Origin of the sequence: Mesorhizobium sp. M5C.F.Ca.IN.020.32.2.1, assembly GCF_004023105.1 — a bacterium.
Classification (GTDB): domain Bacteria; phylum Pseudomonadota; class Alphaproteobacteria; order Rhizobiales; family Rhizobiaceae; genus Mesorhizobium; species Mesorhizobium wenxiniae.
On the sequence record NZ_RZSX01000479.1, the window covers coordinates 1 to 4,928 of the forward strand.

Consider the following 4,928-nt stretch of genomic DNA (forward strand, 5'->3'; position numbering starts at 1 on the left):
CGGCCCGCCTGCACACTGCCCGGTTCTCACAAGGACCGGGCATTTTCTTAGATCAACGCTGAAGATCAGATGCCGGCAGCCTCGTCGGGTTACCGGCGATCCATTCCTCGCTTGAACTGGTCGAAGATCGATTCGACGCCCTTCAGGTAATCGTCGCGCTGCTGCGCGCCCGTCTCGAACATCTTGCCGAACAAATCGTCGAACGGATTCCTTGGCCTGCCGCTCGGATTGGCCGGCGGCTGTGGCGCCGGGCGCTGCTGGGGCGCCTGACGAGGCTGCGGCTGAGGCTGCTGCGGCTGTTGCGCACCACCGCCGAACATATCCTGCAGCATCTTGCCGAGCGGATTGTCGCCGTAGGGACTGGGCGCCTGCTGCGGCTGGGTTTGCGGCTGCTGCTGCGCGCCGCCGCCGAACATGTCCTGCAGCACCTTGCCGAGTGGATTGTCCATCGGGCCGGGCGCCTGGCGCTGCTGTGGTGCCGGCGCTTGCGCGCCGCCCTGCCGCATCATCTGCTCGATAATCTCGCCGAGCGGATTGCTGCCGCCGCCGAATCCGCCTGCTGCCTGCATTTGATCTGTAGTCTGCTTGAACAGTCCGCCCATCACCATTGAAGCCACGGCCGGCAGCATCTGCTGCAAAACCTGCTGGCTGACGCCGCTCGCCTGCGCAGCCTGGCTGGCAACGGCGCGGGACAGCTCTTTCGAGCCGAACAGGTGGCCAAGAATGCCGTTGCCTTCATCGACGCCCTGCGGCGAGAAAGCCCGGCTTGCGTCCTCGAAATATTTGGCGTGCTGGCCGCTGGCCATTGCCGTCATGAACGCGCCGAGCCCGTAAGGATCGGATGTGTTGCGCTTCAGCCCCTGTGAAAAAGCCGGCAGCAGCGCCTCGATCGCCGATTGCGTCTGCTGCTGCGACAGCCCGAACTGTTGGGCCAGGATCTGCATGCCGTTGCCGTTCTGAGCCTGCGCCAGGATGTCGAACAAGGAAGGCATTGTTTTTCTCCTCCGGGAAGATCCTCGTAGGAGAGCCTACCGCATCGGCCCGAAAATCGGAATCGATTTTCGGAAAGCACGATGCGGTAGCTTAAAGAGAGTCAGAGCGTCCTTTGCGCGTCCACCAGGGCGCGCGGCGCTCTAGTCTAATTCGTTTCCATTACTAACTGAGGCGACTGTTCCTGAGCTGTCGGCCAACCGGATAGCAAACGGCTAGTACGCATATTCCATGAACACCGGCTCGATCGAGCCGCCCCAGCGCGTATGATAGGCGGAGAGCAGCTCTTCGGCGCTTGTCGTGCCACGCGCGACCACTTCGTCCAGCGTGCTGAGGAACGACGTTTCATCATAGCCGTCGCGGTTCTTGCGGCCGCGGTTCTTCAGCCCCATGCGCGAGATGACAAGCACGTCGCGGGCGATCTCGCGCAGTGTCGTGTTGCGGAACGGCGCCGAAACCCCCTGTTCCGGCACGGCGTTGCGCATCGCCAGCACCTCTTCATAGCTCCAGCTCGAGGTCAGCGCCTCGGCCGCGTCGAGCGCCGCCGCGTCATAGAGCAGCCCGACCCAGAAGGCCGGCAGCGCGCAGATGCGCCGCCACGGTCCGCCATCGGCGCCGCGCATCTCAAGGAAACGCTTCAATCGCACGTCGGGGAACAGCGTCGACAGATGGTTCGCCCAATCGCCCATCGTCGGCAGCCCCTCGGGTATCTCGTTGCGGGCCGCACCTGCCATGAACTGGCGGAAGGTGACGTGTGTCATGTCGTGGTACTGGCCGTCGCGGATGACGAAATACATCGGCACGTCGAGCGCCCATTCGACATAATCGGCGAAGCCGAAATCGGGCGAGAAGCAGAATTCGAGCAGGCCCGAGCGCTGGTTGTCGGTGTCGCGCCAGATGTCGCCGCGCCAGCTCTGAAATCCGTTGGGCCGGCCTTCGGTGAAGGGCGAGTTGGCGAACAGCGCCGTCGACAGTGGCTGCAGCTTCAGCGACACCTGCATCTTGCGGCGCATGTCGGCCTCGCTCTCAAAGTCGAGATTCACCTGGATGGTGCAGGTGCGGTACATCATGTCGAGTCCTTTGGTACCGACCTTGGGCATGTAGCGCGTCATGATCTCGTAACGCGATTTCGGCATTTTCGGTGTCTCGGCCAGTGACCATTTCGGGCTGCCGCCGAGGCCGAGGAAGCGTATGCCCATCGGCTCGGCGATCTCGCGCACCTGCGCCAGATGCGCATTGCCTTCGCGGCAGGTCTGATGGATCGTCTCCAGCGGCGCGCCGGACAGTTCGAACTGGCCGCCGGGCTCCAGCGAGATCGCGCCCTGGCCGGTCGGCTCGACCAGGCCGATGATGCGGCCGGCATCCATGATCGGATCCCAGCCGAGTTTTTCCTGCATGCCTTCGAGAATGGCGCGGATACCGTGCTCGCCGCCATAGGGCACCGGCGCATTGCCGTCGACATAGAACGGGAATTTCTCGTGTTCGGTGCCGATGCGCCATTTGTCGCGCGGCTTGTTGCCTTCAGCCAGATGCGCGACAAGCTCGTCGACGCCTTCGATCGGCCGGAAATCGGTTGTGTCGCGCGCCATTACAAGTCCTCTGCAGGCGGTCGGACGACCGCCGGCGCTAGATGGACGAAATGTCAGTAGGCGATCAAGCGAAAAATCCTGAGCCACAGGGTAACTGGAATTGATTGACGCTGCTTCTTTCTTCTCCCGCAAGGGCCCCGCTGGGGGAGAAGGGCAGAATCTTCACCAGTCCCCGACCGTCGCCTGTATCACCGCCAGTGCCGCCACCGCAGCCGTGTCGGCGCGCAGGATGCGCGGACCGAGCGGAATGGCGGTTACGAAAGGCAGCACCCTCAGCATCCTTCGTTCCTCGTCGGAAAACCCGCCCTCGGGCCCGACCAGCAGCCCGAACTTCTTCTCCCGCACCGCTTGCAGCGCGGGCAGGGGATTGTTGGTCGAGGCATCCTCGTCGCAGAAGATCAACCGACGCTCCTTGTCCCAGCCGGCCAGCAGGCGCTCGAACTTTTCCGCTTCGCGCACCTCCGGAACCGCCAGGATGCCGCATTGTTCGGCGGCCTCGACGACATTGGCGCGCAGGCGTTCGATGCCGGGCTTCGCCACTTGCGTGTGCTGGGTGATGACCGGCTGCAGGACGCCGGCGCCCATCTCGACCGCCTTCTGCACCAGATAATCGAGCCGACCCTGCTTCAATGGCGCAAAGCAGTAGATGAGATTGGGCAGCGGCGGCTGCGGCCGCTGCAAGGCCAGCACCTTCAGCCGCACCGCTTTTTTGGATTTCGCGGCGATTGCCGCCGACCATTCGCCGTCTCGGCCGTTGAACAACAGGATTTCGGCGCCTTCGCCGAGCCGCAGCACATGCATCAGGTAATGACCCTGCTGCGGGCTCGCCTCGAACTCGGCTTCCGGCCCGAGGTCGTTCGGCACGAACAGCCGCTGCATCTTGTAATTGGCGCGCATTGCCGAGGAATGGGCGAGCCAAACCTTGGCGTCAAGTCTCAGCCGAGGGATGCCAGACCGGTTCGTAGCCTTGCCGCAGCACGGAAATGGTGGTTGCCGGCGTGAGCAGGCGGATAGGACGGACGGCAAAACCACCGAACCCCACCGGATCGCCATAGCCTGCGAACGACCAGCGAAGCGCCTTGCGGCCGCGCATCGCATAGGCGTTGCCCCCTTCCGCAATCATGGCGCCGTCCGGCAACCCGGCAAGCTCTTCGGCGAATACGACCGGTGCCCGCCCACCTGCCGCCAGCCGCTCCTTATGCAGCCGCTTATCAACCTGCGGTGCGCGCGGCTCCGCAATGCCGTAGGCCACGCCGAAGCGCTGGACGAAGTCGCCCGCCCGCTCGCGCCGGCAGAAGAAGCAAGGCCGATGCCCGGCCGAGAGCGCTGTGACCTCGTCCAGGAAAAACAGCTCGGTCCAGCCGGTCTTGCCACCGTTCCTGTTTCGGCCCATCGGCTCGCGCCGTACATCGCGGAATTCACAGAGGCAGATGATCCAGGCCTGCAGTGCCCAGCGCTTTTTCAGCAGCGTCTTCGTTTCGGGGTCATGGATGATACCGCGATTGCCCATCAACCGGCCACGCTCCGGCACGGCGCGGAGAACGCCGAACGGGTCTACGCGGTTCTGCAGTGGCATAGCTTTCTCCCCGAATACGCATCTTGGCCGAAATGACGGCGGCATGATATCGCTCGACGCATCATTTTCATATCAGCAGGTTTTTCAATGCGGGTGCTGGTGGTCCAGAATTTCGACAGTGAGGGCCTTGGCCAGATCGGCGCAGCGCTAGTCGAGGCGGGCGCCGATATCGACCTGCGCCGGCCCTATTGTGGCGAGATGCTGCCGCAGGACAGCGATGCGCACGACGCCATGGTCGTGCTCGGCGGCGCCCAGAATGCGCTGGACGACGAGATTTGCCCGTATTTCCCTGAACTGCTCGACCTGACGCGCGATTTTGCGAACAAGGATCGCGCCGTGCTCGGTATCTGCCTTGGCAGCCAACTGGTCGCGCGCGCCTTCGGCGGCGAGAACCGGATCGGCGGCGCCTCGGAATTCGGCTGGCACAAGGTCTCGCTCACTCCGGCGGCGAAGGCCGATCCGGTGCTCGCCGCGCTGCCTGAAAATTTCCCCATCTTCGAATGGCACGACGACACCTTTGCCTTGCCTGAAGGTGCCGTGCGGCTCGCCGGCAACGAAGTAGCCGAGAACCAGGCGTTTCGCATGGGCCGCGCCGTCTATGGCTTTCAGTTCCATTTCGAGGCGGACCGGCCGATGGTCCGCGACTGGAGCTCATCCTTCGCATCGCTCATTGCCGAACGGCACCCGGACTGGAGCACTCGGCTCGACGACGAAATGGCCCATCACGGACGGGATGCCGATGCCGCCGGGCTGGCCATTGCCCGCGCCTGGGT

5 protein-coding genes are annotated in these 4,928 nt (G+C 63.8%); 1 reads left to right on the forward strand and 4 read right to left on the reverse strand.

Annotated elements, in window-relative coordinates:
* Positions 1 to 89: 89 nt before the first annotated feature.
* The 4 genes from EOA86_RS22175 to EOA86_RS22190 all read right to left on the reverse strand — a co-directional run bounded on the left by EOA86_RS22175 (position 90) and on the right by EOA86_RS22190 (position 4,155).
* Positions 90 to 992 carry a DUF937 domain-containing protein gene (locus tag EOA86_RS22175; RefSeq protein WP_128343578.1) on the reverse strand — a complete coding sequence of 301 codons (903 nt, stop codon included), beginning with the start codon at positions 990 to 992 and terminating at the stop codon, positions 90 to 92.
* A gap of 213 nt (positions 993 to 1,205) precedes the next feature.
* The gene (locus EOA86_RS22180) at positions 1,206 to 2,579 is read right to left on the reverse strand and encodes a glutamate--cysteine ligase (protein WP_128343579.1); all 1,374 of its coding nucleotides are present in this window, start codon (positions 2,577 to 2,579) and stop codon (positions 1,206 to 1,208) included.
* Positions 2,580 to 2,741: 162 nt separating this feature from the next.
* Entirely contained in the window at positions 2,742 to 3,476 is a 735-nt protein-coding gene (locus EOA86_RS22185; protein ID WP_065010790.1) for a 16S rRNA (uracil(1498)-N(3))-methyltransferase, read from the reverse strand.
* A 31-nt stretch (positions 3,477 to 3,507) separates the two neighbouring features.
* A complete protein-coding gene (locus EOA86_RS22190; RefSeq protein WP_128343581.1) occupies positions 3,508 to 4,155 on the reverse strand; it encodes a hypothetical protein in 648 nt (215 codons plus the stop codon).
* An 87-nt stretch (positions 4,156 to 4,242) separates the two neighbouring features.
* Between EOA86_RS22190 and EOA86_RS22195 the strand changes: the two genes are divergently transcribed.
* Positions 4,243 to 4,928 (forward strand): type 1 glutamine amidotransferase (locus tag EOA86_RS22195; protein WP_128343583.1); only part of this gene is annotated, 686 nt, incomplete at its 3' end.

Bases quoted from the DNA above. Each gene is read 5' to 3' on its own strand.
- EOA86_RS22175 (WP_128343578.1), bottom strand. From the start codon at position 992: ATGCCTTCCTTGTTCGACATCCTGGCGCAGGCTCAGAACGGCAACGGC.
- EOA86_RS22180 (WP_128343579.1), bottom strand. From the start codon at position 2,579: ATGGCGCGCGACACAACCGATTTCCGGCCGATCGAAGGCGTCGACGAG.
- EOA86_RS22185 (WP_065010790.1), bottom strand. From the start codon at position 3,476: ATGCGCGCCAATTACAAGATGCAGCGGCTGTTCGTGCCGAACGACCTC.
- EOA86_RS22190 (WP_128343581.1), bottom strand. From the start codon at position 4,155: ATGCCACTGCAGAACCGCGTAGACCCGTTCGGCGTTCTCCGCGCCGTG.